The sequence below is a fragment of the Mesorhizobium sp. LjNodule214 genome, assembly GCF_964252735.1.
GTDB lineage: Bacteria > Pseudomonadota > Alphaproteobacteria > Rhizobiales > Rhizobiaceae > Mesorhizobium.
On record NZ_CAXUPE020000001.1, the window covers coordinates 1,821,689 to 1,847,715 of the forward strand.

The window sequence follows — 26,027 nt, forward strand, 5'->3', positions numbered from 1 at the left end:
CGACCATACCTATTCGGCGAGTCCGGCCTTGCGATACCCCTCGACGAAATGCTGTACGATTGTCTCGTCACGTGCAGGCTGGCTCGCCGCCCAGTGGCTGATGGTGAATTTTGGGTTATCGGCCAAGAACTGCGCTGCCTCGCGTTTCGCCTCTTCCGTTCTCCCAAGTTGCGCAAGGGTTGCTGCTAAAACGCGTCGGGAGCCCGTTGCGTAGGTCGAGGGGACAGTCAGCATCTCCAACGCGAGCTCGTACTGGCGCGCGGCGTAGTAAGACAAACCATACTCCCAGTAGTACCAAGCTGCTGGATGCGGATTGACACGCAGGGCGCGCTTCAAAAGTTCTATAGCCTCAAGAGGACGACCGTCGAAAGAAAGTGTTTCAGAGTAGAGGACCAGAGCGTCGGCGTGGTTCGGATCAATTGCCAGAGCAGCCGAGAATTCCGATTCCGATTCAACCCATTTTCGCTCATGTGCAAAAAGATAACCGAGCACCCATCGGTTTGCGGCGTCATCCGGATCGAGTTGCACGGCTCGGGAAGCCATCTCCAGCGCAATCGATCTCGATGGCTCTTTCGGCTCGATCGCCAATGCCCAAGCTTGCCAGAGCGCGAATGCTAGCAATCGATAGGCCTCGGCATATCCGGGATCGACAACAGTGGCCTGCCACGCGATCAAACTTGCCTCGCGGGCTGCCGGAGATCCGGCATTGAACTCAATCAGGCTTCTGGCTCGCACACAGAGGTCGTAGGCCAAAATATCCTTTGGTCGGTTTCGTTCCGGCCGTGGAGCGAGACGCCCCGCGAGTTCCTGGACGATGCGCCCCGTCACTTCATCCTGGACAGCGAAAATATCCTCAAGCCCCCTATCAAACCGTTCGGCCCACAGGTGACCTCCTTCGGTTGCATCGATCAATTGAACGTTGACCCGCACCCGGCCTGCGGAGCGTCGAGCGCTGCCCTCCAGAATATACCGCACTCCAAGATCGCGTGCGATCAACCGAACGTCGATTGACTTTCCTTTGTATGCGAAAGTCGAGTGTCGGGCGATCACGAACAGACCTGTGTTGCGCGAGAGGTCTGTAATGAGGTCCTCGGTCAGCCCGTCGGCAAACATATCCTGATCGGTTTCGCCACTCATATTTGTGAATGGCAGGACTGCGATGGACGGCTTTGACGGCAGCGGCAGCTTCCACGAATCGTCGCTGAATATTGCAGTCTGCGTCTGTGCCTTGACCCGGTAAACCTGTACCGGCTCGGAGATGTTTTTGAGAGCCATTGCGCCAAGATCGTCAAATCGGGCTTCAATCTTTTTCCTGACTTGATCGTAGACATTGCCGGCGATGCAGATGTCACCGGGCTGCCCTAGTGCCTCGAGCCGGGCAGCAATGTTAACGCCGTCGCCGTAGAGGTCATCCCCTTCGACGATCACGTCGCCAACGTTGATGCCAATGCGCAGAACCATCCGCGATTTGTGCGGTATCTTGTCGTTTGCCAGCCCGGTTTCGCGCTGAAGCTCAATTGCGCATTGCACCGCATCAACGGCGCTGCCGAATTCAATCAGTATGCCGTCGCCCATGAGCTTGACCAGACGACCGCCGTATCTGGCAATCAGTGGGCTTAGGATGTCGCGACGTTGCGCCCTCAGCACATCAAGCGTTCCAGCCTCGTTCTGCTCCATGAGCCGGCTGTAGCCTGATACGTCGGCAGCAAGGATTGCTACGAGGCGGCGCGGAACGCGATCCTGGGTCATCACGCAAATGCCTTGAGACGGCGACTCTTGCATCCTATGGGTGCGTTGCCGGATAGTCTATCGCTTAGACTTCATAAGAGAGTCGGCTCCGAGAACAATCCGCAGAGTGCGGCTGGAGTCTCAAGTCCACCTCTGGCGCGAAGCAGCCGTTAGCGCCTGGAGTTGCGCCTCCAGCGTGTCGATTGCGTAGCTGATGGCGGGCGTAGCGCGCCGCAGGCGTTTGGCCGCGGCGCTAAAGCTTCCCGTTTCGGCCACTGTCAGCAGACCAGAAGCTGATCGAACTCGCCATCGCCGGGCTTCGCATTTCGAATTCCTTGAAAAGGACCTTCAGTTTTATACGGATTTTGTCGGGTTCAGAGAAGTCCTAGCTTAGGACGCCTCATGTCTCAGAGAAGATCGCAAACCAATTCGGACGAACTGACAATCGAAGTTCGGTGCTGGTGCTCATCGATCACCTGCCATGGATTGCCTGAATGGTTCACTCGATGCGTCCGAGACTAGCCATCTGGCGCTGGGGGCGGTTCAGGGAGGAAGGCTACTGGAACATGCGCCTGTTCGACCAGACAATCGGAGCCCGGGCCATCGGCAAGGAAACCAATGTCACGGACATGGACGAGACTGGATTCGAAACCCTGCAGGGCTTCGCCGATCCCAGCTATCTCTGAGCGGTGACGCTGAACCTGACCGGTATGGTCGGTCTGTGCGAGATGCGGAACCCAATCGAAACAAGAGGCGGTGGCAATCCTGAGGAGAATTCTTGCTGGAGGGGTTCGAGCGATGACATGTGGCCGTGTAACCCGCGCGGCTCTACTTGTGACCTTTGCGGCTATGATGAGTGGGTGCCTTGCAATGCACGATCGCGTGGCCGTGCCGGGGACGCAACTTGATGCCGCCCGTGTCAGCGGCTACGGCGATATCCGATTCTGGGGCGACGAGTTCACGCCAGCGATGGAGGCGGGCATCCGCCGGCAATATGGCTAGGTCAGGGAGTCCGCTCTTGCCGGCGAATTGGGGTCAAGCACCAGGAAAGCCGACTTTCTGGCCATCTCAGGTGGCGGCGGCGATGGCGCCTTTGCTGCCGGCTTTCTCACCGGATGGACCCGGAGCGGTCTGCGCCCTCAATTCGAGGTGGTGACGGGCGTCTCGACAGGCGCACTTGCCGCCCCGTTCGCCTTCCTTGGGCCTCAATATGACGGAGTGTTGAAGGACGTATATACGAAGTACGGCAACAGTGACCTTGTCATCGATCGCGGGATCTTCGGTTTCCTCGGATCGTCCCGGTATGACACGGCTCCACTTAAGCGCTTGATCGAACAATACATGACGGACGATGTAGTAGATGCGATCGCGCGGGAGTACTCCAAGGGGCGTCGTCTGATCGTGCAGACCACCAATATTGACGCTCAGCGCCCCGTCATCTGGGATCTTTCGGCGATCGCCGCGAGGCAGCAGCCTGATCGTCGTGATCTCATCGTTCGGGTTCTGCTCGCATCGAGCGCCATCCCTGGCGCTTTCCCTCCCGTGCGAATACGCGTGAACGTCCATGGACGCACCTACGACGAACTACATGTCGATGGTGGCGTCACGGCTCAAATCTTCTTCGCGCCACCGCGGATAATTTTCTCCCGATTTGAGCGAGTGGCGTTTGGCGGTGCGAGAGAACGAACTCTCTATGTGATCCGCAACGGCAAGTTCACACCCGACTACAAGCCTACCGAGGAAGCTACTTTTCCGCTTGCGATCCGATCCATCGCGACCCTGACAAAATACCAGGGCTTATCGGACTTGCGGGAAGTGGATCGCATCGCTCGCGAAACCAACACGAACACTTTGTTTACCTCCATTCCATCAGAATTCATGAAAGCGGCTCGATCGGAGTTCGACCGCGAGTACATGGAAGAGCTCTTTCTCGTTGGCCAACAGATGGGGTTTTCGGGGCGAGCCTGGCATTCAGGCCCACCGTCGGCGCCTGCTTCAGCCCTATGACAGGGAAGGCATATGTCAGCGCATGGAGGTGATCGGGGCCTACGGCGTTCATGTCGGTACTGTTGACCGTAGGGAAACCGCATCAAGTTGACCAAGCAGGACAACGGCCAGGCTCCATTGGGCGCGCCATCAGTTGCTGCCCGGCCGGCGCTCGGCAGGCCTAGTCCGGGTGGCGCGCTTTGCTTTGGTCGGCTTTGCAATTTCCTGGATAGGCGCCTCGCCCCCGTCCGACAGCGTGACCAATCGCTCGATCAGCCACCGTCCGGCTGGACCCGGCGGAGTATCGGTCATGTGTACGGCCTGCAGGGTATATTCTCCACCACGCCAGTCGGGAAGGTGCAGTCGCACGAGCCTTCCGGATGCGATATCGGCGCGAACGATCGGCTCCGGCATTCCGGCCCATCCGAGTCCGGCGAGAAGAAGCTTGTGCCTCGCTGCTTGATCACCGATGCGCCAGGTATTGAGACTGACAACGCCAAAGTCCCGGCTTTCCCCCGCCGGTTGCTCCGAAAGAACAAGCTGGACGAAATCGCTTGCCTGCCGTGGAGCAGCCTTGCTCGCCTGAGCCAGAGGATGATTAGGCGAAGCCACGGGAATGATCTGGACGCTTTCAATGTCGATGCGGCGAAATCCCGTCATGTCCATGTGCAGTTGGCTTCCCACGCCGATTCGAGCATGACCGTTTCGGACCGCCCGCTCGACCCCGCTAAGGGTCTGCACCAAGAGCCTAATTGGCACCGTGGGGAACTGGGCGTTGAATTCACCAAGCAACCTTGTCAGCCGATCGCCTGGCAGCATGCTGTCGACCACAAGCGACACTTCGGGTTCAAGGTCATCGAGGAATCCCCGGACTCGCGCGCGCAATGTCTCGATGCTGTGGGCAACCGCCCGGGCTTCTGACAGGATCGCTTCGCCATGTTGCGTGAGCTTTGGCTTGCGCGTCGTTCCACGATCGAACAGCGAAAGACCGAGCTGTTGTTCCAGCGTGTCGATCGCGTAGCTGATGGCGGACGTGGCGCGCCCCAGGCGTTTGGCGGCGGCGGTAAAGCTTCCCGTTTCGGCCACTGTAAGCAGCACCAGAAGCTGATCGACGCTCGGTGTGGCTGGACTCCGCATTTCGAATTCCTTGAAAAGGACTTTCAGTTTTATACGGATTTTGTCGGGTTCTGAGAAGTCCTAGCTTCCCCGGAGGGGGGCCTGCACGCCTGAGACAGTTCAGACCGGGAGGAACCTATGGGAATACTCGACAAGAAGGTTGTGCTGATCACCGGCACCGGAGGAGGTCTGGGCCGCGTCGCGTCACAGACCTTTGCGCGAGAAGGCGCAAAGGTTGTCGGGTGCGACATCAAGGTTGATGCCAACAACGACGCGGTCCAGCTCATACGTCGCGCCGGCGGTGAGATGACTGGCATCGCGCCGATCGATCTCACCGTCCCCGAACAGGCGCGGAAGATGGTTGAGGATGCCGCGGCCGCTTACGGCGGGCTCGACGTGGTCTACAACAACGCTGCCATACAATACTTCGGTCCGATGCCCGACTTCTCTATCGATGACTGGCGAGCGACCATAGCTGGCGAGCTCGACATTCCCTTCTTCGTGTCGAAGTTCGCATGGCCGCACCTTGTCCGGCGCGGTGGCGGTGTCATCATAAACGTCGCGTCCGCGGCAGGCATGATCGCCCACGAGGCCCCCCTGATGGTCGGCCACGTCGCAGCGAAGGCGGGCGTCATCGCCATGACGCGACAATTAGCGCTCGAAGGCGCACGCCATGGGATTCGTGCGGTGGCGATCAGTCCCGGGCCGTTCCTGACCCCGGCCGCCGACCGCGACCTTGGCGACAACCAGGCGGCCCGGGACGCGATAACCAGAAAGACGCTTCTCAAGCGCTTCGGTCAGCCCGCGGAGCTAGTGGAACTCGCGGCCTTCCTCGCTTCTGACCGGGCGTCTTACATCACAGGCGCCAACTACCCGGTCGACGGCGGCGAGACCGCTTGGTAGAGCCACGCACTGTCATAGCCTGAGGCGTTGCGGCATCAATCAGGTTGGCATGGCGAAAATTCTGAATAGACTTTTCAATATTGTTTGGATTTTCGTACTAGCGGCGGACCGGTACAACTACCCCCCGAGTGTGCGCCGACCGCGCCCCCACGTGCGGTGGCCGGCAGTCTGTCTGAACAGCGGCGCATCTTGGCCCCGGTTTAGAACTGCCCTTGCTTCAAGGAGAAGACAATTGCTGAATGTGGCGATCATCATCGGAACCACCCGTCCCGGCCGCAAGGCCGAGGTCGTCGCACGCTGGGTCCACGGCATCGCTGCGGAGCGGAGCGATGCCTCTTTCGAGGTCGTGGACATCGCGGCTTTCGACCTGCCTCTTCTCGACGAAGCGCTTCCTCCCTCGATGGGTCAGTACGCACAGCCGCACACCAAAGCCTGGGCCGCGAAGATCGCGACTTTCGATGCGTTCGTCTTTGTCACGCCCGAGTACAACCATTCGACATCAGGCGCGCTCAAGAACGCGATCGATTATCTGTTCCGCGAATGGAATGACAAGGCCGCCGGGTTTGTCGGCTACGGCGGCGTTGGTGGAACGCGCGCCGTCGAGCATCTGCGACTGATCATGGGCGAGATCAAGGTTGCCGTCGTGCGGGCTCAGGTCGCGCTATCTCTTTTTACCGATTTCGAGAATTTTTCCACGTTCAAGCCCGGTCCGCATCAGGCGGCGGCGGTCAACGCCATGCTCGATGACCTCGTCGCCTGGGGCCAGGCGCTGGAGACGATGCGAATGCAAAACAGTGAGCGCGGGATACTTTAGCACCGGCAAAAGACAGTCCTCAATGTCAGAATCCACTGCGCCGACCAAACAGCGCACACGCCGGATCGCATATCGCACCTTCGGCAAGCGGCAGGGACCTATCATCCGGCTGGTGGGCCCACCGACCTTGGCCGCAGGCTGAAGCCGTTCGAGTAGGGCGGCACAGCCGCCGATGACTATGTTCCGCTGATCTTCGCGCCGGGCGAAGCCTACCAGTTCGACTGGAGCCACGAGAACGGGTGACGACGACGATGAAGGTGGCGCATAGGCATTCACGGCGGGCAGCCCAACAAACCCGCGGCAACGAACGGCGCCCAGACCCCGAGCTGGCGCAGCAGCCCCTGCGCCACCGCCGGCAATATCTCGCCCGGCTTTGCCCGGTCGGGCCGCCCCGCGTCGAACAGCGCCACGCGCCGTCCGGGCACGTGGCGACGCAACGTCAGCGCTGCCGCGGCACCTGCCGGCCCGCCGCCGATGACGACAAAGTCAGCCCGCTCGCACGGCATAGAACGACGCCACCACCCCGATGCGTGGATATCGGGCAAATCGCGACCGTGATCCGAGTTCCCGACAATGCCAAGGGCATTGACGAGGTGGCTGTCTGGCACCAGCCCTCAGCGCGGCGGAAAAAAGCAGGGCAGCGAGCAGAGTCGACATTGCGTGGCGATGTCACTATATAGCGGCGGCTTCGACGGCTCACCTTGGGTTGTGTCCGTGAAGGCGCTGTAAACGTGCTACATGTTGTGACACCTATTGTGATGCAAATCGGCCTTGAAGGCCGGGGAAAAGCAAATAGAAACAGCGCGTCGGATCGCTAACGATCCCAGGCAACAGTTCCATTATCCTCAACAGTCAGAACGTGCTCCTTGAACCTTCTTCCTTCGCCTCTGTGGACCTTGGGCACGACCGGCTTGCCGGGCGGCGCCGACTCGGTTGGAATGGGAACATGCATCCTTTGCGGGATGCGGACGTTTATGATTACCAACCGGCTTAGCCGCTAGGGAAGCAGCAGTATGAGTGAACATGCGATCGAGTTTTTGCAGGGGTGGATTGGCGAGAAGGTCCATTGCCAGCCCGTACCGGCGGAGATCGACAAGCAGGCCGAGACCCTTGCCAGGGAATGTGCGGCCAAGGCGGCTGAGGCCGGCATACCGCTGGAAGACATCCAGGAAGAGGTTGGCGACATCCAGGAACTGATTGCGTCGCGTCTCGAAGAGGCGGCCGAGGCCGAAGAGCGCGAAGCGAATTCGAACAAGCCCTGACGAGCCGCCCGGCCGCAGGGTCGGGCAAGGCAGCCCTTTGCGGGCGCCTATCCCTTTGGAAATTTGGCCTGAAGCCAGGCCTTCGGCAGCGCCGGCACGAAATTGCCGTCGCGGCCGGTCATATCCTCATTGGCGACCAGCGCATTGAGGATCGCTTCCTCCACCCCCTGCATGACCGCGTCGAAGAACGGGTCGATATCGACGTCCGGTATGAAATCGGCGTTGGCCATCCGCCCTGACGGCGCCAGCGCGGCTTCCGGATTGGCGGTCGAAAAGGCGAGAAAAATGTCGCCTGAGCTGTGGTAGCCGAAGCCGCCGGTCATGGCGATGCCGAGCGGCACCCGCCGCGCCAGCCGCTTCATCTGATGCGGCAGGAACGGCGCGTCGGTGGCGAGGATGGCGATGATCGAACCCTTCTCAGTGCGCGGCGTGCCTTCGCGGATCTCCGGCTCCGCGAGATCGAGCCCGGCCCGCAGGCCGCGAAGGGTGAAATTGCACCGCTTGCCGAAATTCGCCTGCACGAACACGCCGACCGTGTAGCGGCTGTCCTGCCATGCAACGACACGCGACGCCGTGCCGGACCCGGCCTTGAAGCCGAATGAGATCATGCCGGTGCCACCGCCGACGCTACCTTCCTCGATCGCCCCGCCAGCAGCGGCATCGAGCGCGACTTCAACATGTTCGAAGCTCAGATGATGGCCGTTGATGTCGTTGAGGAAGCCGTCATAGGTCTCGGCCGCCACCGGCAGGCCCCACGCGCTGTCGAGTGCCGCCGGCAGCACGCGCTGCATCCAGCGCAGCGTGCTGTCGCGCGAAACGCCACAGGAATGGGTGTTGGTGACGGTGACAGGCAGGTTGAAGGCGCCGGTTTCCTCGATGATGTGCGATCCCGTCAATTCGCCATTGCCGTTCTGGCTGAAGACGCCGGCGAACACCGGTGTGGCGAGTTCGCCGAGCGGCCGCGGCAGGATGGCGGTCACCCCGGTGCGCACTGGTCCCGTGCCAACTCTAAGCGGCCCGTCGCCTGAGATCAGCGTTGCGTACCCAACCGAAACGCCTGATACGTCGGTGATGGCGTTGAAGCGGCCCGGCGCCCCATCGAACGGGATGCCGAAGGCGCGGGCGCGCGGCTTGCCCGATGGCGTCCGAAGATGCGGATCGAATCCGGTCATGCCGTCCTCTAGAAAAGCGACCCCTGATTGCCCGGTTCCTTCGGTTTGGCGGCGGAGGATTTGGCGGCCGGCTTGTCGACTGTTTTCGGCCGCGCCGTGCCGCTGGTCGCGATCGCATCCGCGCTGCCGTCGGCAAATTCCAGCGAGAGCGCTGCCCCCGGCGCCACCTCCGCCGCCAGCTTGATCACTGCGCCGTCGGCATCCTTGACCAGCGCGAAGCCGCGCGCCAGCACGGCCTTGTGCGACAGTGTCGCCAGCAGCCGATCGGCTTGCGTCAATTTTCCACGCAGGCGGTCCAGCTGTCTGGCAACCGCCTGGTCCTGCCGTCGTGTCAGCCCGGCGAGCGCATCCGCCTGCAGTTTCTGCCGCCTGGCAATCGGCGCCGGCGAGAGCCTGGTCGAGGTGCGCTGAAAGCGGGCCCTGCGTTCGCGCACAATGGCGAAGAACGCCGCCTGCACCCGGGCAAGGTCGCGGCCGGTCAGCGTGCGGGCCTCGTTCATGCGTCGGGACAAAGTGGCCGGCGTCAGCCGCTGCCCGGCAAGCCGTGCCCGCTTGCGCTCGATGCTGACCGAAAGCGCTCGGCCGAGCCGGCTCGTCGCCTCGTCGAAGCGCCGGCGCGGCAGCGCCAGAAGCTGGTCGGGCGAGGGCAGGGCCCGCGCCGCCGCGCGCACCGCCTGGCGCTTGCGCTCGAAATTACGTGAGGCCGCGGCCTTGAGCCGCGCGCCGAGGCTGGCAAGCGTCGCCTCGAGATCGGCCTTGACCGGCACGGCGATCTCGGCCGCGCCCGTCGGCGTCGGGGCCCGCACATCCGCGGCGAGATCGATCAGCGTCCAGTCCGTCTCGTGGCCGACGGCGGAAATCACCGGAATGCGCGAGGCGGCGACCGCGCGGGCCAGGCCCTCGTCGTTGAAGCCCCAGAGGTCCTCGAGGCTGCCGCCGCCGCGCGCCACGATCAGAAGGTCGGGCTGCGCAATGGCGCCATCCCACGCCAGCGCGTTGAAGCCGTTGACGGCGGCGGTCACTTCCGCGCCCGTTGTCTCGCCCTGTACCCTGACAGGCCAGACCAGCACATGCAGCGGAAAGCGGTCCTTGATGCGGTGGATGATGTCACGGATCACCGATCCCGTTGGCGAGGTGACGACGCCGATGGTGCGCGGCATGAACGGCAGCCGCCGTTTGCGGCCGGCATCGAACAGGCCTTCGGCCTGCAGCCGACGTTTGCGTTCCTCCAGCAGCGCCATCAGCGCGCCTGCGCCGGCGGGCTCGAGATTGTCGATGACGATCTGGTAATTGGATTTGCCGGGATAGGTGGTGAGCTTGCCGGTGGCGATCACCTCCATCCCTTCCTCGGGACGGAATTTCAGCCGGCTCATCGTGCCTTTCCACACCACCGCGTCGAGCCGGGCGCGGTCGTCCTTCAGCGCGAAATAGGCATGGCCGGAGGAGTGTGGTCCGCGATAGCCCGATATCTCGCCGCGCACCCGCACATTGCCGAAGACGTCCTCGACCGTGCGCTTCAGCGCGCCGGAAATCTCGCTCACCGTGTATTCGGTGGCGTTGGTGCGTGATTCGGATGCTTCGCTCATGGCTCGATTGGGGAGCGGTTATCGGCCTGCGTCAAGGCGAGGGATCAATCCTCGCTAATATTATAACGCGATCTTAAGCCTGATTTGCTTTGAGTGAGGGCCACTCAAACGGCCAAGGACGCATGAGCGCACGCCCAAACAGCAGCCCGTTGACGCACCAGGTCACGCTGACAGTGCTGATGCTCGCCGCCTTTGCGCTGGCGATGGTCGTCGGCTTTGGCATCTACGCCACCGCCCAGGCCGATCATGTCTCGCTCGAACGGCAGAAGATCTTCTTCGCCAATGGCCTGAAGGATCAGATCGCGGCGGTCGTGCGCGAGCAGGAAAGCGTTACCGTCTGGGACGATTCCGTGATCAACACCAAGGCCGGCAACGAGAGCTGGATCGAGGAAAATCTCAGCGTCTGGATGTATTCCTATTACGGTCACGATCGCGTCTACCTACTCGACGCCGCCAACCGTCCGGTCCATGTCATGCGGGAGGGCAAGGTGCTCGACCCATCCGTCTATGGCGAGGACGAGCCCGCCATCCAGCCGACGATCGCAAAGCTGCGCGGCATGATCGCCCAGCCGCCGAAGGATGACACGTCCGACGCGCCTGCCAAGATGGTCGCCCAGGACCTTGTGTCGCTTGGGGGCAGGCCCGCCATCCTCAGCGTCATGCCGCTGGTGCCGAGCACAGACCGGCTCACGCAGGAGCCGGGCAGCGAATATCTGCACGTGTCGGTGGAATTCATCAACTACGCGGTCATCGGCAGGATTGCCGAAAAGTACCTGCTGGCCAGCGCGCATCTATTGCCGCTTTCGCAGCCGGCCGCCTCGGCAACCATCCCGCTAATGGATTCGCAGGGTGTCATCCTTGGCTATATCGGCTGGGACCAGGAGCGCCCCGGCCTGACGCTGGTGCGCAAGACAGCTCCCGCTTTGATCGTTGGGTTGCTGCTCGCGGCAAGCGTACTGGCATTTCTGCTGCGCCGCCTGCGCCGTGCCTCGTCGGCGCTGCAGACCAGCCAGGACCAGGCACAATATCTCGCTTTCCACGACACGCTTACCGGCTTGCCCAACCGGGCCCTGTTCGAGGACCGGCTGCGGCGGGCCCTGCTCACGACCGGCCATGATACGGGAAGGGTGGCGCTGCTCTATATCGATCTCGACCGGTTCAAGCACATCAACGATACGCTTGGCCATCCGGCGGGCGACGAACTCGTACGCCAGACCGCGGCCAGGCTTCAGCACACGATCCGTGAAGTCGACACCGTGGCGCGGCTGGGCGGTGACGAATTCGCCCTGATCCTCATCGACATCCGCGATGTCAGAGCTGCCGAGGATATCGCCGAGCGGCTGCAGCAGAAACTGCAGGAGCCGTTCAAGCTGATGGACGACCAGGTCTTCGTCAGCGCCAGCATTGGCATTTCGCTCTCGGCCAGCGCCGATGCCGATGCCGACGATCTGCTGCGCAAGGCCGACATCGCGCTTTACGAAGCCAAGAAGAACGGCCGCGGCCGGCATCAGGTGTTTGCCGGCGACATGGACGACCTTCTGCTGCGCAAGCGCAAGGTCGAGAGCGAGCTTCGCAAGGCGCTGAATGGCGGAACCGGCATCAAGCTGGCCTACCAGCCTGTCTTCGCAACCAACGGCAAGACCATCCTGGGCGCGGAAGCGCTGATCCGCTGGGGCCATGAGGTCCACGGCGCATTGCCGGCGGCACAATTCATAGCCATCGCCGAAGAGCGCGGCATGATCGGCCAGCTTGGTGCATGGGTGCTGCTCGAAGCCTGTCGCTTCGCAGTGCGCACCGAACTACCATGGCTCGCCGTCAACGTGTCGCCGCTGCAATTGCGCGACGTTGGCTTTCCCGAACAGGTTGCGTCGATCCTCGCCGAGACCGGGCTGGCGCCGCAGCGCCTGCAACTCGAGATCACCGAAAGCGTGCTGCTGGAGAACAACGACACGTCAAGGGCGGCCCTTGCCGCTTTGCGCCAGTCGGGCGTCGGCATCGTGCTCGACGATTTCGGCACCGGCTATTCGTCGCTCGGCTATCTGCGCCGTCATGCCATCGACAAGCTCAAGATCGACCGCTCCTTCGTGCGGCTTCTCGACGGCGAGGGCAATTCGGCGGCGATCGTCAAGGCGCTGATCGATCTCGCGATCGCGCTTGAGGTCGAGGTCACCGCCGAGGGCGTCGAGACCGAGGCGCAGAAGACGCTGCTGGTCGCCATGGGCTGCCGGCAATTGCAAGGCTTTCTACTCTCGCCGCCGCTGGAGCCGGCCCAGTTGCTGGCTCTGCCGGGGATCTCGCCCGGCGGCGATCAGGAGCCGGCCGCAGCCCGCGCCTGATGCATGTCACCCAAGAGCCCGGAATTTTGGGCGACATGCATGAAACAGGGAACTCTACCAGCCGGGCAGGATCTGGTTCGGCTTGGTCCGCTTCATCTTCGTAAAGGCGAGCGCGGCGAAATCGAAGCTTCCCGTCTCTTCGCCGAGCGGCACGGAAATGTTGTCGAGGCTTTCCGAGATGTGGCGGGCAAGCGCGTCGACGATCTCCGGCTGCGAGGTCTGGCCGCGCATGATGCCGATGCGGCAGTCAGGCAGGATGCCGAAGCCGTCGGCTTCGCCGAGCACGCGCATGCCTGGCCGCAGAGCGCATTCCGGTAGCACCGAAATCGCCAGGCCTGACAGCACTGCGGCGGTGATGACGGTGGCCGAGAAGCTGGTGAACAGGATGCGGTATTCGCGGGCCTGCCGGTCGAGCACATCGACGGCGGCGCGCCGCCAGATGCAGTTCGGCCGGCCGAACGCCATCGGCAGGATTTCCTGCTCATGCGTCGCGTGGTTGGCCGAAGTGACCCACAAAAGCGGCTCGCGCCGCACCACTTCGGACTGGCCGCGCGTGTCGTTGTGCGTCACCAGTGCCAGGTCGAGGTTGCCGCGCTTGATATGCTCGACCAGGCCCGGCGTCGGTTCGCAGATGACGGTCAGTTCGACCCGCGGGTTGGAGCGCGTGAAGCGCGCCATGATCTCCGGCAGGAAACGGTCGGCATAGTCGTCCGGCGTGCCGATGCGAATGGTGCCTTCCAGCCGCCGGTCGTCGAAGGCAGCCAGCGTTTCGCGGTTGAGATAGAGCAGCCGTCGCGCGTAGGAGAGCAGCTTGTCGCCTTCCTCCGTCAGCTTGTTGGTGCGCCCGTCCTTTTCGAACAGCGGCTTGCCGATCCGCTCCTCCAGCCGGCGCATCTGCATGGACACCGCCGATTGTGTCCGGTGCACCTCTTCCGCCGCGCGGGTGAAGCTGCCGGTATCGGCGATCGAGATGAAGGTCTGCAACTGATCGAGATCGAGCGGCGCTTTCATCGGGTCAATCCATCATTGTTGTTGATGCTAAAGATTAGAAACATTCGTTGGATTAATCAATCGGGCCGTGACAAATTCGCATTGTCCACATGAAGGCATGTGAATCGAGACCGGAACGGCGCTGTGCTCCAGCGCCGTTCGGCCGGCTTCGTCTGTTCGAATCTGAAGGAGATCGACATGACCACGTATGATTTCGCCACCGAGACCTCGCGCATCACCACGCGTCCGGCCGTTGCGACGCGTGTGATCAATGCGGTCGCCAACGCCTACCAAGCCTGGAAAAACCGCCGGGCCTTCTATCGCCTCGGCGAGATGTCGGACGCCGAGCTTGCCGATATCGGCCTGACGCGCGGCGACCTGCACGTCGCCATCGACCTGCCGTTCGGCCGCGATCCGACCGCTAAGCTGCGTTCGATCGTGAGCGACCGGATCGATACGATCGAGGATCTCGCCCGCAAGGTGGCTTGATCGCTGTTGCTTGCTGTTTGGGTGCTCATGAACCTTCTTGAGGTTCGGCGCGACCAACGTTTATCGCAGGCTTCCCACTCCCTGCCGGTTCCCCGCCGGCCCGCCTGCATCCTGCCCGGTCCTCCCAAGGACCGGGCTTTTCTTTTTTTGGCTCAGAACTGGTCGATAAACTGGGCGAGCCAGTTGTGAGCAAAGATCAAGGTCCCAAAGACCCAAAAGCTCAAAACCAGTATGGCATAGCCGACACGATTGTTGTCATCGAAGCGTTTCCATTGTGATGGAAGCGGCTTGCCATGCCTTAGGGCGTCGCGGATGTCCCGGTAGCCAGGAGCGTCACGCGGATCAACCAGATCGTATCGAACTACAGAATAGACAACCCCAAGTCCCGCCGCGCCCATCGCACAACTGACAACGAGTTCGCCCAGGGTCATTTTTCGCGTCTTCCGGGCTACCGCCGGTCCATGCCGCGCTTGAACTGGTCGAAGATCGATTCCATGCCCTTCTGATAGTCGTCGCGCTGCTGGGCGCCGGTCTCGAACATCTTGCCGAACAGATCGTCGAACGGGTTCCTCGGCCTGCCGCTCGGATTGGCCTGCGGCTGTGGTGCCTGGCGCGGCTGCGGCGCCTGCGGCGCGGGCTGGCCACCCGGCATGCCGAAACCGCCGCCACCGCCTTGCCGCAGCATCTCCTCGAACATCTTGCCCAGCGGGTTGTCGCCATACGGGCTCTCAGTCTGCTGCGGCTGCGTCTGCCGGCCCTGCGGCTGTTGTGCACCGCCGCCGAACATGTCCTGCAGCACCTTACCGAGCGGGTTGTCGCCATAGGGATTGGGCGCCTGCTGTGGCTGGCTTTGCGGCTGCTGCGCGCCGCCGCCGAACATGTCCTGCAGCACTTTGCCGAGCGGGTTGTCCATCGGGCTCTGCGGCTGCGGCGCCCGCGCGCCGCCGCCCGCCTGCCGCATCATCTGCTCGATGATCTCGCCGAGCGGATTGCCGCCGCCACCAAAACCGCCTGCCTGCATCTGGTTGGTGGTCTGTTTGAACAGTCCGCCCATCATCATCGAAGCCATGGCCGGCAGCATCTGCTGCAGCACCTGCTGGCTGAGGCCGGTCGCCTGCGCCGCCTGGCTGGCCACGGCGCGCGACAGGTCCTTGGAGCCGAACAGATGCCCCAGAATGCCGTTGCCTTCGTCAAGGCCCTGTGGCGAGAATGCCCTGGTTGCGTCCTCGAAATACTTGGCGTGCTGGCCGCTCGCCATCGCCGTCATGAAGGCGCCGAGCCCATAGGGGTCGGCGGTGTTGCGCCGCAGCCCTTGCGAAAAGGCCGGCAGCAGCGCCTCGACCGCCGACTGCGTCTGCTGCATGGAAAGCCCGAACTGCTGGGCAAGCGCCTGCATGCCGTTGCCGTTCTGGGCCTGCGCCAATATGTCGAACAAGGAAGGCATAGGTCTCTCCTCCGGAAATCCTCTTGGGAGAAACCTAGTTCGTTTCCACCGCCGATTGAAGCGGCTTTTACCTGTCAGGCGGCCGGGCCAACCCCCGCAGGGCTAGTACGCGTATTCCATGAACACCGGCTCGATCGAACCGCCCCAGCGCGTGTGGTAGGCCGAAAGCATTTCCTCGGCGCTGGTGGTGCCGCGCGCCACGACTTCATCCAGCGTGTTGAGGAACGAGGTCTCGTCATAGCCGTCGCGGTTCTTCTTGCCGCGGTTCTTCAGCCCCAGGCGCGAAATGACCAGCACGTCGCGGGCGATCTCGCGCAGCGTCGTGTTGCGGAAGGGCGCGGCAATGCCGTGCTCGGGCACCGCATTGCGCATCGCCAGAACCTCCTTGTAGGTCCAGCTCGAAGTCAGCGCCTCGGCGGCGTCGAGCGCCGCCTCGTCATAGAGCAGCCCGACCCAGAAGGCAGGCAGCGCGCAGATACGCCGCCACGGCCCGCCATCGGCGCCGCGCATTTCGAGGAAGCGCTTCAGCCTGACGTCAGGGAACAGCGTCGACAGATGGTTCGCCCAGTCGCCCATCGTCGGCAGCCCGTCGGGCACTTGCGTGCGGGCGGCACCGACCATGAACTGGCGGAAGGTGACGTGCGTCATGTCGTGATAGTGGCCGTCGCGGATGACGAAATACATCGGCACGTCGAGCGCCCATTCGACATAGTCGGCGAAGCCGAAATCGGGCGAGAAGCAGAATTCGAGCAGGCCCGAACGCTGGTTGTCGGTGTCGCGCCAGATGTCGCCGCGCCAACTCTGCAATCCGTTGGGCCGGCTCTCTGTGAAGGGCGAGTTGGCGAACAGCGCCGTCGACAGCGGCTGCAGCTTCAGCGACACCTGCATCTTGCGGCGCATGTCCGCCTCGCTCTCGAAGTCGAGGTTAACCTGGATGGTGCAGGTGCGGTACATCATGTCGAGGCCTTTGCTACCGACCTTGGGCATGTAGCGCGTCATGATCTCGTAGCGCGACTTCGGCATTTTCGGGGTGTCGGCCAGCGACCATTTCGGGCTGCCGCCAAGGCCGAGGAAACGAATACCCATCGGCTCGGCGATCTCGCGCACCTGCGCCAGATGCGCATTGCCCTCACGGCAGGTCTGGTGGATCGACTCCAGCGGCGCGCCGGACAGTTCGAACTGGCCGCCGGGCTCCAGCGAGATCGCGCCCTGACCGGTCGGCTCAACCAGGCCGATGATGCGGCCATCATCGATGATCGGATCCCAGCCGAGCTTCTCCTGCATGCCTTCGAGAATGGCGCGGATGCCGTGCTCGCCGCCATAGGGCACCGGCGCGTTGCCGTCGACATAGAAGGGGAATTTCTCGTGCTCGGTGCCGATGCGCCATTTGTCGCGTGGCTTGTTGCCTTCGGCCAGGTGCTCGACGAGTTCGTCGACGCCTTCGATCGGCCGGAAATCGGTTGTGTCGCGCGCCATGAAAAGCCCTCCGCGGCGGTGGGGACAACCGCCGGGCGCTAGATGGACGAAATGTCAGCAGCCGATCAAGCGAAAAATCCTGAGCCACAGGTCAAGTGGAATTGATCACCAGTCGCCGATCGTCGCCTGCATCACGGCAAGGGCGGCCACCGCCGCCGTATCGGCGCGCAGGATACGGGGCCCGAGCGGAATGGCGGTGACGAAGGGCAGCGACCGCAGCATCTTGCGCTCGTCGTCGGAAAAGCCGCCTTCCGGCCCGACCAGCAGCCCGAATTTCTTGTCCCTCAATGCCTGCAGAGCCGGCAGCGGATTGTTGGTCGAAGCATCCTCGTCGCAGAAGATCAGCTGGCGTTCCTTGTCCCAGCCGCTGAGCAGGCGTTCGAATTTCTCGGCCTCCCGCACCTCCGGCACCGCGAGGATGCCGCATTGCTCGGCTGCCTCGACGACATTGGCACGCAGCCGATCGATGGAGGGTTTCGCCACTTGTGTGTGCTGGGTGATGACCGGCTGCAGGATGCCGGCGCCCATCTCGACCGCCTTTTGCACCAGATAGTCGAGCCGCCCCTGCTTCAGCGGCGCGAAGCAGTAGACGAGGTCGGGCAGCGGCGGCTGCGGTCGCTGCAGGGCGAGCACCTTGAGCCGCACCGCCTTCTTGGACTTCGCGGCGATCGCCGCCGACCACTCGCCGTCGCGGCCATTGAACAGCAGGATCTCGGCGCCTTCGCCAAGCCGCAGCACATGCATCAGATAATGGCTTTGCTGCTGGCCGGCATCGAATTCGATGTCTGCTCCGAGATCGTCAGGCACGAACAGCCGCTGCATCTTGTAATTGGCGCGCATCGCCGAGGAATGGGCGAGGCGAGGGTTGCCGTCAAGTATCGGCGGAAGGATGCCAGACAGGCGGATAGCCTTGCCGCAGCACCGAAATGGTGGTCGCCGGCGTGACGTGGCCAAGCTTTCGGCTGGCCATACTGTCGAAGTCCTTCGCATCGCCATAGCCCGCGAACGACCAGCGAAGCGCCTTGCCGGCGCGCAGGGCATAGGCAGAGGCACCATCCGCGACCATCGTCCCGTCCGGTAGGCCAACAAGGTCTTGCGCTTCGATGGACAGCGGCTGGCCGCCCGAGGCCAACCGCTCCTTGTGCAGGCGCCTGTCGACCATCGGCGCGCGCGGCTCGTCAATGCCGAACGCCTCGCCGAAGCGCCGTACGAAATCGCTTGCCCTCTCGCGCTGGCAGAAGAAGCAGGGGCGGTGCCCGGCGGCGAGCGCCGTCACCTCGTCGAGGAAGAACAGTTCGGTCCAGCCAGGCTTGCCACCCGCCCGGTTGCGGCCCATCGGCTCGCGCCGCGCATTGCGGAATTGGCAGACGCAGATGATCCAGGCCGGCAAGGCCCAGCGTTTCTTTAGCAGCGTCTTGGTCTCGGGGTCATGGATGATGCCGCGATTGCCGGTGAACAGCCCGCGTTCGGGCACGGCGTGGATGGCGCCGAACGGATCGACCCGGTTCTGCAGTGGCATAGCTTTCTCCCCGAATGCGCATCTTGGCTGCAATGCTGGCGCCATGATATCGCTCGCTGCATCGTTTTCATGTCAGCAGGTTTTCGATGCGGGTCTTGGTCGTCCAGAATTTCGACAATGAGGGACTTGGCCAGATTGGTGCGGCCCTTGTCGAGGCGGGCGCCGATATCGACCTGCGCCGCCCGCACCAAGGCGACCCCTTGCCGGACGATGCGGCCGGGCACGATGCGATGGTGGTGCTCGGCGGCGCCCAGAACGCGCTCGACGACGAGAATTGCCCGTATTTCCCCGGCCTGCTCGACCTGACGCGCGACTTTGCCGACAAGGACCGCTCGGTGCTCGGCATCTGCCTCGGCAGCCAGCTGCTGGCGCGTGCCTTTGGCGGCGAGAACCAGATCGGCGGCGCCACCGAATTCGGTTGGCATAAGGTGTCGCTGACGCCGGCGGCGAAGACGGATCCGGTGCTGGCGTCACTGCCCAAAAAATTCCCGATCTTCGAATGGCACGACGATACCTTCGTCTTGCCGGACAATGCCGTCCGGCTGGCGGGCAGCGCCATTGCCGAAAACCAGGCGTTCCGCATCGGGCGTGCCGTCTATGGCTTCCAGTTCCATTTCGAGGCGGATCGCCCGATGGTGCGCGACTGGAGCACGTCCTTCGCTTCGCTCATTGCCGAGCGGCATCCCGACTGGAACGACCGGCTCGACGGCGAGATTGCCCGCAACGGACCGGATGCCGACGCCGCCGGCCTCGCCATTGCCCGCGCCTGGGTGGCGACCATTTGAGCGCCCAACGCCGGCCGCGACCGTTGGATCGCGCAGCGTGACATATTTGGCACGCGGCGCCGGTTCCATCTGGGGAAAACTCCTTTCATCCTTGGTCTGTGGCCGGCCGCCAGCATAGAAGGCGCGCGTTCTGCATCTTCCGTGCAACCGCGATGAACCTTTTGTGTGACCCGCGCGACACATGGCCGATACAGAATCGGCCTAGAAGCGCGAAATCGTCGAAACTTTGAGACGAATTTTTCGTTTCAACGCATTGGTAACCGCCTCGTGCACAGATGCAGCGAGCTCAACAAGAGATGACGTCCGTGAAAGCAGCACTTCTGTCCTTTGTCATGCTGTCTGCCATCGTGCTGTGCGGTCTCGGCATCTATTCGGCCGATGCTGCCAACAACCATCAGGCCGTCGACGGCTACGGCGTCACCGCCGCCCTCCGCTAAAATCCTTCGCCTTCGCCAGTCGCCGTCAGGATACGCTTGTCCGCGCCGTCAATGGCGAGCGCGGTGAGCTTGCCTGAATGCCAGGCGAGCGTGTCGACATTGACGCGGTTGGCCATCACTTCGGCTTCCGGCACCGGCGTGTGGCCATGCACCACGATCTTCTCGTAGAGGCCGGGATGGTCGTGGAAGATTTCACGGATCCAGATCAGGTCCTGCGGGCTCTGCTGCTCGAGCGGGATGCCCGGCCTGATGCCGGCATGACAGAAGAAGAAATCGCCAAACGTCACTGAAAATGGCAGCGAGTGCAGGAAGTCGACATGGCCCTGCGGCACGGCCTCGACCAGTGCTGCATGTCCCCGTCGCACCGTCTCCGCCTTTCCGAACCAGCTGGCATCGGCGGTCAGCGACACGCCATAGGACAGCGCCGTCTGGACGCCGCCAAAGCGGATGAACAGCCCGTCCGCATCGGGGGTGTCAAGAAAATCGAGGAAGCCGATGTCGTGATTGCCGGCCAGCATCAGGTGGCGCGGGTCGCGTTTGCGGGCTTCGATCAGGAAATCGATGACGCCTTTGGAGTCCGGTCCACGGTCGGCATAGTCGCCGAGATGGATGACGCGCCAGTCGGCGATTGGCTTATGTTCGATCTCGCTTTCGATCCTGCGATGCATGGCGCTGAGCAGGTCGAGCCGGCCATGCACGTCGCCGATCGCGTAAAGCCGCATGTCCTGCGGTCCGCGCGCGTCGAGAAAGTGAATGCCGGGCTGGGTCAATGGTTTAAGCGTCTCCGCGACGGAACCGTCACGGGAGACGCTAGGCCCAATCGGTGAACAAGCTCCTAGCGCCGGAGCTGATCCTTACCCATGTCGGTCACCAGGCGCTTCCCGCACAGCGCCAGTGTTATATCCATCTCCTTGCGGATGATTTCCAGCGCCATGGTGACCCCGTCCTTGCCCATCGCGCCGAGGCCGTAGAGGAAGGGGCGGCCGATATAGGTGCCCTTGGCGCCGAGGCACAGCGCCTTCAGCACGTCCTGGCCCGAGCGGATGCCGCCGTCCATATGGACTTCTATACTGTCACCGACCGCATCGGCGATCTCTTCCAACACCGCGATCGACGACGACGCGCCGTCGAGCTGGCGTCCGCCATGGTTGGAAACGACGATGGCGTCGGCGCCGGTCTGGGCCGCCATCACCGCATCCTCCTTGTCGAGGATGCCCTTCAGGATCAGCTTGCCGCCCCAGCGTTCCTTGATCCAGGCCACGTCCTTCCACGACAGTTGCGGATCGAACTGCTCCGTCGTCCACGACGCCAGCGAAGCGACGTCGCCGACGCCCTTGGCGTGGCCGACGATGTTGCGAAAGGTGCGACGCTTCGTGCCGGCCATGCCCATCCACCAGCGCGGGCGGATCGCGATGTCGGCAATGTTGGCCAGCGTCATCTTGGGCGGGGCCGAAAGCCCGTTGCGGACATCCTTGTGGCGCTGGCCGAGGATCTGCAGGTCGAGCGTTAGCACCAGCGCCGAGCATTTCGCCGCCTTTGCCCGGTCGATCAGGTTGAGCACGAAATCCTTGTCGCGCAGCACGTAGAGCTGGAACCAGAACGGCTTTTTCGTCACCGAGGCGACATCCTCGATCGAGCAGATGCTCATCGTCGACAGCGTGAACGGCACGCCGAACTCCTCCGCCGCCTGCGCCGCCAGCATCTCGCCATCGGCATGCTGCATGCCGGTCAGGCCGGTTGGGGCCAGCGCCACGGGCATCGCCACCTTCTCGCCGATCATGGTCGATTCCAGCGAGCGGTTGCTCATGTCGACCAGCACGCGCTGGCGGAACTTGATCTTCTGGAAGTCCTCCTCATTGGCCCGGTAGGTGCTCTCGGTCCAGGCGCCGGAATCTGCATAGTCGAAAAACATCTTCGGCACGCGCCGGCGCGCGAGATCCTTGAGATCGGCGATAGTGAGAATGCTGCTCATGGTCTTTCCCTGCTAGGTCGTTGTCTTGGCGCCGTCGCCGGCTTCCGAGCGCTGTTTGAGCCGAAGCCGCGACACACGCTGCCAGTCGCCGCTGCGCTCGGCCTCGAGCATCGACCGCTCGACATAGGAGATGTGATCCATCGCCGCTTGCCTAGCAGTGGCCGGATCGCCGGCCTTGATCGCGGTGTAGATCGCCCGATGCTGCGCAAGCAGCGCCTCGCGCGCGCCGGGCACGGTGAACACCAGCAGCCGGTTCTGGAACACGCCTTCCGACAAAAGCCGGTAACAGGAGCGCAACGTGTGCAGCAAAATCATGTTGTGCGCGCATTCGCAGACCGCATGATGGAACTCGATGTCGATTTCCGCCTCGTCGTCGAAGTCGCCGGTGCGATGCGCCTCGTCCATGCGCGCCATGATGCGATCGAGCAGCGCAAGGTCGTCGGCGGTGGCGCGCCGCGCCGCGTATTCGGCGGCGATCGCCTCGATCTCGCGGCGATATTCCAGATAGTCGGTCACAGCCTTGCGATGCATGGAGATCAGGTCGGTCACCGGCTTGGTGAACAGCTGGCCGATGACGTCGGCGACATGGGTGCCGCCGCCTGGCCGCGTCGTCAGCAGGCCGCGTCCCTCGAGGGATTTCAGCGCATCGCGCAGGATCGGCCGCGACACCTCGAACTGGCGCGCCAGTTCGCGCTCGCCGGGCAGCCGATCGCCGGTGCGCAGCACGCCTTCGAGGATCAGGCTCTCGATCTGCTGCACCACCTCGTCGGCGGTGCGCGAATGCTCGATCCTGGAGAAAATGTCGCTCAAAGGGGGGCCTTGAAAATCTTGCCGGTGTCGCGCAGATTAAAGCCAGTGTCGCCAACTGGTCAAATTATTTATCCAATTCGCCCGTTCTGGTCGGTTCCCGGGTCGCGTTCGCATATCGGCTGTTGCTAAACTTTGCTGTTTACGTCCTCTGGCGATTGCCTCTAGAGGACGCCATTGCACGAAGGGTCGAAAACAGGGGGACCAGCCGTGTCGGACGAGACGTCCAATCTCGAATTCCAGCCGCGCGCCCAAGGCAGCGTCATGGGCTTTCCGGCGCATGAGGGACGACCGGGCGCGCTCGGCGAGGTCCATGCACGCCCGCATCCGCTGATGGAGAAGCCGCGCGTGCTGGTGCAGCTTGCCTTCATGACCGAGGGCGGTTCCGGCGTCGACATGGCCGTGCTCTCCGAACTGTCACGGCGCCTCGGCATCGCCGCGCCTGACCGTCATGCCCGCCACCATGCCATGAAATGGGGCAAGGGCACGCTGCGCTGGGAGCGGCATACGGAATTCTCGACCTATCTGTGGGAAGGGCCGCTTGCCGAAAGCGGCAGGGCGCAGGAGGATTCGCCCTTCGGCAACGGGTTTTCGCCGCCGGGAACGGTCATTTCCGGCATCAGGCTCGAAATCCGCAAATGGACGCAGGCGAGCGAGAGGCTGATCGCCAGCTTCGACCCGACCAGCCTGTGCTATTCGCTGGTCGAGCGCGGCAACGCCGCCATCATCACCGACTTCCGCCAGGACGGCGACGGCCTGACCCGCATCCTGGTGCTCGATCGCGGCCTGACGCCGGCGCGGACTGGCGCGCTGTCGCAGCGGCTGATCGACATCGAGACCTACCGCACGCTGGCCATGCTCGGCCTGCCGTTGGCCTTGACGCTGTCGGGCCGTGCCCGCCGCATCGAAGACAGGCTGGCGCAGACCACGCTGGAAATGAAGGTCGCCCAGACCCGCGACAGCCAGACTTTGCTCGCCGACCTGACCGAGCTTGCCGCGGAGCTCGAGGCTGATGCCGCCTCCAGCCTCTACCGCTTTGGCGCCAGCCGCGCCTATGACGGCATCGTCGTCGAGCGGCTGGAAGCGCTGGAGGAAGAGGCCGTGCCGGGCTACGACACCTGGGGCGGCTTCCTGCAGCGGCGCGTCGCGCCCGCCATGCGCACCTGCCGTTCGGTCGAGGAGCGCCAGGCCAATCTGTCGCGCAAGCTTACCCGCGCCACCACTTTGCTGCGCACCTGGGTCGATGTCGAGGTCGAGAAGCAGAACCGCGACCTGCTGGCCTCGATGAACAATCGCGCCCGCTTGCAACTGCGCCTGCAGCAGACGGTGGAGGGTCTCTCCGTCGCCGCCGTCTCCTACTATGTCGTCGGCCTCATCTCCTATCTCGCCAAGGGCGCCTCGATCTTCGGCCATGCCTTTGCGCCCGAAGTCGTCACCGCCGCCGCGGTGCCGGTTGCCGTGCTGCTCGTCTGGTGGGGTGTGCGCCGCGTGCGGCGCATGCACGCCGAGCCGGCGAAACATCCGGGCGAATAGGCCGGCCGACCTTGCTACAGATGTGATCGGCGCGCAGCGGCAGATTGCCGCTGCGGAAGGCCGTTCCGCCGCCGGCTTTCGATTTCGACCAAAGCGGGGTTTGCAACAGATGCCTCCATCTGGTAAAAGATTTTTACCAGTCAAGCGATGGAGGCTGCTGATGTCCGGCCTGGCCATGCCGAAGCCAGACGATGCCACGATGCGCCGGCGCGACGAGATCGTCGCCGACATGCGCATCATCGTGCCGGGCGAGGGCGTCGTCGACGCCGAGAACTCCATGCGCGCCTTCGAAAGCGACGGCCTGACCGCCTATCGGCAATTGCCGCTGGTCGTCGTGCTGCCCGAAACGGTGGCGCAGGTCTCGCGCGTGCTGAAATACTGCAACGACCGCAACATCCGTGTCGTGCCGCGCGGCTCCGGCACCTCGCTCTCCGGCGGCGCGCTGCCGCTCGAGGACGCCGTGTTGCTGGTCATGAGCCGCTTCAACCGCATCCTCGAGATCGATTTTCCGAACCGCGCCATCGTCGCCCAGCCGGGCGTCACCAATCTCGGCATCACCACCGCCGTCGAGCAGGAGGGCTTTTACTACGCCCCCGATCCATCCTCCCAGATCGCCTGCTCGATCGGCGGCAACGTCGCGGAGAATTCCGGCGGCGTGCATTGCCTGAAATACGGCCTCACCGCCAACAACGTGCTGGGCATCGAGATGGTGCTGATGAATGGCGAGGTGATACGGCTGGGCGGCAGGCATCTGGACTCAGAAGGATACGACCTGCTCGGCGTCATGACTGGCTCCGAAGGCCTGCTCGGTGTCGTCACCGAGGTCACCGTGCGCATCCTGAAGAAGCCGGAGACGGCACGGGCGCTTTTGATCGGCTTCCCGACCAGCGAGCAGGGCGGCCAATGCGTCGCTGACATCATCGGCGCCGGCATCATCCCCGGCGGCATGGAGATGATGGACCGCCCGGCGATCCACGCGGCGGAAGATTTCGTCCATGCCGGCTATCCCCTCGATGTCGAGGCACTGCTGATCGTCGAGCTCGACGGACCGGGCGTCGAGGTCGACCACCTGATCGGCCTTGTCGAGGCCATCGCCCACAAGAACGGCTCGACCACCTGCCGCATCTCGCAATCAGAGCAGGAGCGGCTGAGTTTCTGGGCCGGCCGCAAGGCGGCGTTCCCCGCGGTCGGCCGCATCTCGCCCGACTACTACTGCATGGACGGCACCATTCCGCGCAAGGAACTGCCGCGGGTGCTGGCCGGCATGCGCGAGCTCTCCGAAAAATACGGGCTCGGCGTCGCCAACGTCTTCCACGCAGGCGACGGCAATCTGCACCCGCTGATCCTCTACGATGCCAACGTGCCGGGCGAACTCGACAAGGCCGAAAGCTTCGGCGCCGACATCTTGCGCCTCTGCGTCCAGGTCGGCGGCGTGCTGACCGGCGAGCACGGTGTCGGCGTCGAAAAGCGCGACCTGATGCCGGAAATGTTCAACCAGATCGACCTCGACCAGCAGATGCGCGTCAAATGCGCCTTCGATCCGAACCATCTGCTCAATCCCGGCAAGGTCTTCCCGCAGCTGCGCCGCTGCGCCGAGCTTGGGCGCATGCATGTGCATCGCGGGCAGGTGGCGTTTCCGGACATTCCGAGGTTTTGAGGGTGATGGCGCCTC

The 26,027-nt window shown here is 63.3% G+C and carries 26 protein-coding genes and 1 pseudogene; 12 read left to right on the top strand and 15 right to left on the bottom strand.

The features are described from left to right. Nucleotides 1-9 precede the first annotated feature (9 nt). Both ACSQ3Z_RS08675 and ACSQ3Z_RS08680 read right to left on the bottom strand, forming a co-directional pair. Nucleotides 10-1,749: an adenylate/guanylate cyclase domain-containing protein gene (locus tag ACSQ3Z_RS08675; RefSeq protein ID WP_436170881.1), complete on the bottom strand. Its 1,740-nt coding sequence runs from the start codon at nt 1,747-1,749 to the stop codon at nt 10-12. Between the two features lie 156 nt (nt 1,750-1,905). Then, nucleotides 1,906-2,013, bottom strand: a pseudogene (locus ACSQ3Z_RS08680) (LysR family transcriptional regulator); the annotation flags it as partial. 221 nt (nt 2,014-2,234) lie between these two features. On the opposite strand from ACSQ3Z_RS08680, the gene ACSQ3Z_RS08685 reads away from it, so the two are divergent. From ACSQ3Z_RS08685 to ACSQ3Z_RS08695, 3 genes are all read left to right on the top strand, one after another. Then, the gene (locus ACSQ3Z_RS08685) at nt 2,235-2,414 is read left to right on the top strand and encodes a hypothetical protein (RefSeq protein WP_436170882.1); all 180 of its coding nucleotides are present in this window, start codon (nt 2,235-2,237) and stop codon (nt 2,412-2,414) included. Nucleotides 2,415-2,598: 184 nt separating this feature from the next. Next, nucleotides 2,599-2,730, top strand: coding sequence for a hypothetical protein (locus ACSQ3Z_RS08690; protein ID WP_436170883.1), 132 nt, complete (start codon nt 2,599-2,601; stop codon nt 2,728-2,730). Nucleotides 2,731-2,757: 27 nt separating this feature from the next. After that, a complete protein-coding gene (locus tag ACSQ3Z_RS08695) occupies nt 2,758-3,735 on the top strand; it encodes a patatin-like phospholipase family protein (protein ID WP_436170884.1) in 978 nt (325 codons plus the stop codon). Nucleotides 3,736-3,864: 129 nt separating this feature from the next. Here ACSQ3Z_RS08695 and ACSQ3Z_RS08700 read toward each other — a convergent pair whose 3' ends face one another. Next, nucleotides 3,865-4,851, bottom strand: coding sequence for a LysR family transcriptional regulator (locus tag ACSQ3Z_RS08700; RefSeq protein ID WP_436170885.1), 987 nt, complete (start codon nt 4,849-4,851; stop codon nt 3,865-3,867). Between the two features lie 117 nt (nt 4,852-4,968). Here ACSQ3Z_RS08700 and ACSQ3Z_RS08705 point away from each other — a divergent pair, with 117 nt between their 5' ends. Next, nucleotides 4,969-5,733, top strand: a complete 765-nt coding sequence (locus ACSQ3Z_RS08705) for an SDR family NAD(P)-dependent oxidoreductase (RefSeq protein WP_436170886.1) — start codon at nt 4,969-4,971, stop codon at nt 5,731-5,733. 241 nt (nt 5,734-5,974) lie between these two features. After that, the gene (locus ACSQ3Z_RS08710) at nt 5,975-6,547 is read left to right on the top strand and encodes an NADPH-dependent FMN reductase (RefSeq protein ID WP_436171873.1); all 573 of its coding nucleotides are present in this window, start codon (nt 5,975-5,977) and stop codon (nt 6,545-6,547) included. 272 nt (nt 6,548-6,819) lie between these two features. On the opposite strand, the gene ACSQ3Z_RS08715 is transcribed toward ACSQ3Z_RS08710, so the two are convergent. Continuing rightward, the gene (locus ACSQ3Z_RS08715) at nt 6,820-7,155 is read right to left on the bottom strand and encodes an FAD-dependent oxidoreductase (protein ID WP_436170887.1); all 336 of its coding nucleotides are present in this window, start codon (nt 7,153-7,155) and stop codon (nt 6,820-6,822) included. A 405-nt stretch (nt 7,156-7,560) separates the two neighbouring features. Between ACSQ3Z_RS08715 and ACSQ3Z_RS08720 the strand changes: the two genes are divergently transcribed. Continuing rightward, on the top strand, nt 7,561-7,809 hold the full coding sequence (locus tag ACSQ3Z_RS08720; protein ID WP_192179824.1) for a DUF768 domain-containing protein: 249 nt from the start codon (nt 7,561-7,563) through the stop codon (nt 7,807-7,809). 47 nt (nt 7,810-7,856) lie between these two features. Here ACSQ3Z_RS08720 and ACSQ3Z_RS08725 read toward each other — a convergent pair whose 3' ends face one another. After that, nucleotides 7,857-8,981, bottom strand: a complete 1,125-nt coding sequence (locus ACSQ3Z_RS08725; protein ID WP_436170888.1) for a P1 family peptidase — start codon at nt 8,979-8,981, stop codon at nt 7,857-7,859. 8 nt (nt 8,982-8,989) lie between these two features. Then, nucleotides 8,990-10,567, bottom strand: coding sequence for an exodeoxyribonuclease VII large subunit (xseA, locus tag ACSQ3Z_RS08730; RefSeq protein WP_436170889.1), 1,578 nt, complete (start codon nt 10,565-10,567; stop codon nt 8,990-8,992). A 122-nt stretch (nt 10,568-10,689) separates the two neighbouring features. Between xseA and ACSQ3Z_RS08735 the strand changes: the two genes are divergently transcribed. Beyond that, nucleotides 10,690-12,903 (top strand): bifunctional diguanylate cyclase/phosphodiesterase, encoded by a 2,214-nt coding sequence (locus tag ACSQ3Z_RS08735; RefSeq protein WP_436170890.1) that lies wholly within the window; start codon nt 10,690-10,692, stop codon nt 12,901-12,903. 54 nt (nt 12,904-12,957) lie between these two features. Here ACSQ3Z_RS08735 and ACSQ3Z_RS08740 read toward each other — a convergent pair whose 3' ends face one another. Continuing rightward, a complete protein-coding gene (locus tag ACSQ3Z_RS08740; protein ID WP_436170891.1) occupies nt 12,958-13,914 on the bottom strand; it encodes a LysR substrate-binding domain-containing protein in 957 nt (318 codons plus the stop codon). 177 nt (nt 13,915-14,091) lie between these two features. Between ACSQ3Z_RS08740 and ACSQ3Z_RS08745 the strand changes: the two genes are divergently transcribed. Beyond that, a complete protein-coding gene (locus ACSQ3Z_RS08745) occupies nt 14,092-14,382 on the top strand; it encodes a DUF1127 domain-containing protein (RefSeq protein WP_436170892.1) in 291 nt (96 codons plus the stop codon). Nucleotides 14,383-14,534: 152 nt separating this feature from the next. On the opposite strand, the gene ACSQ3Z_RS08750 is transcribed toward ACSQ3Z_RS08745, so the two are convergent. From ACSQ3Z_RS08750 to ACSQ3Z_RS08770, 5 genes are all read right to left on the bottom strand, one after another. Further along, complete coding sequence (locus ACSQ3Z_RS08750) at nt 14,535-14,813, bottom strand: hypothetical protein (RefSeq protein WP_436170893.1); 279 nt, start codon at nt 14,811-14,813, stop codon at nt 14,535-14,537. A gap of 17 nt (nt 14,814-14,830) precedes the next feature. Beyond that, a complete protein-coding gene (locus tag ACSQ3Z_RS08755) occupies nt 14,831-15,826 on the bottom strand; it encodes a DUF937 domain-containing protein (RefSeq protein WP_436170894.1) in 996 nt (331 codons plus the stop codon). A gap of 102 nt (nt 15,827-15,928) precedes the next feature. Beyond that, nucleotides 15,929-17,302, bottom strand: coding sequence for a glutamate--cysteine ligase (locus ACSQ3Z_RS08760; protein WP_436170895.1), 1,374 nt, complete (start codon nt 17,300-17,302; stop codon nt 15,929-15,931). Nucleotides 17,303-17,407: 105 nt separating this feature from the next. After that, nucleotides 17,408-18,142 (bottom strand): 16S rRNA (uracil(1498)-N(3))-methyltransferase, encoded by a 735-nt coding sequence (locus tag ACSQ3Z_RS08765; RefSeq protein ID WP_436170896.1) that lies wholly within the window; start codon nt 18,140-18,142, stop codon nt 17,408-17,410. 31 nt (nt 18,143-18,173) lie between these two features. Then, entirely contained in the window at nt 18,174-18,821 is a 648-nt protein-coding gene (locus ACSQ3Z_RS08770; RefSeq protein ID WP_436170897.1) for a hypothetical protein, read from the bottom strand. A gap of 86 nt (nt 18,822-18,907) precedes the next feature. Here ACSQ3Z_RS08770 and ACSQ3Z_RS08775 point away from each other — a divergent pair, with 86 nt between their 5' ends. Next, entirely contained in the window at nt 18,908-19,606 is a 699-nt protein-coding gene (locus ACSQ3Z_RS08775; RefSeq protein WP_436170898.1) for a type 1 glutamine amidotransferase, read from the top strand. 305 nt (nt 19,607-19,911) lie between these two features. After that, a complete protein-coding gene (locus tag ACSQ3Z_RS08780) occupies nt 19,912-20,043 on the top strand; it encodes a hypothetical protein (RefSeq protein WP_280110155.1) in 132 nt (43 codons plus the stop codon). On the opposite strand, the gene ACSQ3Z_RS08785 is transcribed toward ACSQ3Z_RS08780, so the two are convergent. From ACSQ3Z_RS08785 to ACSQ3Z_RS08795, 3 genes are all read right to left on the bottom strand, one after another. Continuing rightward, nucleotides 20,040-20,813 carry a metallophosphoesterase gene (locus ACSQ3Z_RS08785; RefSeq protein ID WP_436170899.1) on the bottom strand — a complete coding sequence of 258 codons (774 nt, stop codon included), beginning with the start codon at nt 20,811-20,813 and terminating at the stop codon, nt 20,040-20,042. The genes ACSQ3Z_RS08780 and ACSQ3Z_RS08785 overlap by 4 nt on opposite strands. 65 nt (nt 20,814-20,878) lie before the next feature. After that, nucleotides 20,879-22,015 carry an alpha-hydroxy acid oxidase gene (locus ACSQ3Z_RS08790; RefSeq protein WP_436170900.1) on the bottom strand — a complete coding sequence of 379 codons (1,137 nt, stop codon included), beginning with the start codon at nt 22,013-22,015 and terminating at the stop codon, nt 20,879-20,881. A gap of 12 nt (nt 22,016-22,027) precedes the next feature. Continuing rightward, nucleotides 22,028-22,825 carry a FadR/GntR family transcriptional regulator gene (locus ACSQ3Z_RS08795; protein ID WP_436170901.1) on the bottom strand — a complete coding sequence of 266 codons (798 nt, stop codon included), beginning with the start codon at nt 22,823-22,825 and terminating at the stop codon, nt 22,028-22,030. A 207-nt stretch (nt 22,826-23,032) separates the two neighbouring features. Here ACSQ3Z_RS08795 and ACSQ3Z_RS08800 point away from each other — a divergent pair, with 207 nt between their 5' ends. After that, the gene (locus tag ACSQ3Z_RS08800) at nt 23,033-24,355 is read left to right on the top strand and encodes a DUF3422 family protein (RefSeq protein ID WP_436170902.1); all 1,323 of its coding nucleotides are present in this window, start codon (nt 23,033-23,035) and stop codon (nt 24,353-24,355) included. A gap of 160 nt (nt 24,356-24,515) precedes the next feature. Next, on the top strand, nt 24,516-26,012 hold the full coding sequence (locus tag ACSQ3Z_RS08805) for an FAD-linked oxidase C-terminal domain-containing protein (protein ID WP_436170903.1): 1,497 nt from the start codon (nt 24,516-24,518) through the stop codon (nt 26,010-26,012). Nucleotides 26,013-26,027 lie beyond the last annotated feature (15 nt).

Bases quoted from the DNA above. Each gene is read 5' to 3' on its own strand.
- ACSQ3Z_RS08675 (WP_436170881.1), bottom strand. From the start codon at position 1,749: ATGACCCAGGATCGCGTTCCGCGCCGCCTCGTAGCAATCCTTGCTGCC.
- ACSQ3Z_RS08685 (WP_436170882.1), top strand. From the start codon at position 2,235: ATGCGTCCGAGACTAGCCATCTGGCGCTGGGGGCGGTTCAGGGAGGAA.
- ACSQ3Z_RS08690 (WP_436170883.1), top strand. From the start codon at position 2,599: ATGCACGATCGCGTGGCCGTGCCGGGGACGCAACTTGATGCCGCCCGT.
- ACSQ3Z_RS08700 (WP_436170885.1), bottom strand. From the start codon at position 4,851: ATGCGGAGTCCAGCCACACCGAGCGTCGATCAGCTTCTGGTGCTGCTT.
- ACSQ3Z_RS08705 (WP_436170886.1), top strand. From the start codon at position 4,969: ATGGGAATACTCGACAAGAAGGTTGTGCTGATCACCGGCACCGGAGGA.
- ACSQ3Z_RS08720 (WP_192179824.1), top strand. From the start codon at position 7,561: ATGAGTGAACATGCGATCGAGTTTTTGCAGGGGTGGATTGGCGAGAAG.
- ACSQ3Z_RS08725 (WP_436170888.1), bottom strand. From the start codon at position 8,981: ATGACCGGATTCGATCCGCATCTTCGGACGCCATCGGGCAAGCCGCGC.
- xseA (WP_436170889.1), bottom strand. From the start codon at position 10,567: ATGAGCGAAGCATCCGAATCACGCACCAACGCCACCGAATACACGGTG.
- ACSQ3Z_RS08735 (WP_436170890.1), top strand. From the start codon at position 10,690: ATGAGCGCACGCCCAAACAGCAGCCCGTTGACGCACCAGGTCACGCTG.
- ACSQ3Z_RS08740 (WP_436170891.1), bottom strand. From the start codon at position 13,914: ATGAAAGCGCCGCTCGATCTCGATCAGTTGCAGACCTTCATCTCGATC.
- ACSQ3Z_RS08745 (WP_436170892.1), top strand. From the start codon at position 14,092: ATGACCACGTATGATTTCGCCACCGAGACCTCGCGCATCACCACGCGT.
- ACSQ3Z_RS08750 (WP_436170893.1), bottom strand. From the start codon at position 14,813: ATGACCCTGGGCGAACTCGTTGTCAGTTGTGCGATGGGCGCGGCGGGA.
- ACSQ3Z_RS08755 (WP_436170894.1), bottom strand. From the start codon at position 15,826: ATGCCTTCCTTGTTCGACATATTGGCGCAGGCCCAGAACGGCAACGGC.
- ACSQ3Z_RS08760 (WP_436170895.1), bottom strand. From the start codon at position 17,302: ATGGCGCGCGACACAACCGATTTCCGGCCGATCGAAGGCGTCGACGAA.
- ACSQ3Z_RS08765 (WP_436170896.1), bottom strand. From the start codon at position 18,142: ATGCGCGCCAATTACAAGATGCAGCGGCTGTTCGTGCCTGACGATCTC.
- ACSQ3Z_RS08770 (WP_436170897.1), bottom strand. From the start codon at position 18,821: ATGCCACTGCAGAACCGGGTCGATCCGTTCGGCGCCATCCACGCCGTG.
- ACSQ3Z_RS08775 (WP_436170898.1), top strand. From the start codon at position 18,908: ATGCGGGTCTTGGTCGTCCAGAATTTCGACAATGAGGGACTTGGCCAG.
- ACSQ3Z_RS08790 (WP_436170900.1), bottom strand. From the start codon at position 22,015: ATGAGCAGCATTCTCACTATCGCCGATCTCAAGGATCTCGCGCGCCGG.
- ACSQ3Z_RS08805 (WP_436170903.1), top strand. From the start codon at position 24,516: ATGTCCGGCCTGGCCATGCCGAAGCCAGACGATGCCACGATGCGCCGG.